1 pseudogene is annotated in these 697 nt (G+C 70.4%); it reads left to right on the plus strand.

From position 1 onward, the window contains the following. Positions 1 to 663 (plus strand): annotated as a pseudogene (locus EOA29_RS41935) (pyridine nucleotide-disulfide oxidoreductase); the annotation flags it as partial. Positions 664 to 697: the final 34 nt, after the last annotated feature.

Consider the following 697-nt stretch of genomic DNA (forward strand, 5'->3'; position numbering starts at 1 on the left):
ACGCTGTCCGTCGGCAAGCACACGCGCCTGCCGAGGCGCTGGCGCGGCAAGGATATCTTCTTCTGGCTCTGCCGGATGGGTTTCATGGCGCAACCGCTCGACGCGCTCGCCAACCCCGAGAGCGCCAGGCGCCAGCCTTCGCTGCAGCTCGCCGGGCGGCCGGACAAGACCGATGTCGACCTCGCCACGCTGCAAGCGCTTGGCGTCGAGCTGGCCGGACGCGTGCGCGGGATTGCCGATCGCGAGATCGTCTTCGCCGACGATCTCGCGACGCAGATCGCGGCGGCGGAAATGAAGCAAGCGCGCCTGCTCGCCGAGATCGACCGCTTCGCCGGCGACGCGCGACCAGGCCGGCGCGAGCCGGTAGCCGTGCCTTCGGCTTGGCCCCAGCGGCTTTCGCTGAGGGACGGCTCGATCCGCACCATCATCTGGGCGACCGGCTATGCGCGGTCGTTCGGCTGGCTGGAGCCGCTGGCGCTCGGCGCCGACGGCGAGCTCGCGCATCAGGGCGGCGTCACCAGCGTTCCCGGCCTCTACGCGCTCGGCTTCCGCTTCCTGCGCAAGCGCGATTCCAACTTCATCGGCGGCGTCGGCGCCGACGCGCAAGCGATCGCCGCCGAGATCTCCCGCTATCTCGACCGCAACGGCCGCCAAGCCGCCTGAAGGAGGCCGCCTGAGGACAATGACGATGCCGATG

Origin of the sequence: Mesorhizobium sp. M1E.F.Ca.ET.063.01.1.1, assembly GCF_003998155.1 — a bacterium.
GTDB lineage: Bacteria > Pseudomonadota > Alphaproteobacteria > Rhizobiales > Rhizobiaceae > Mesorhizobium.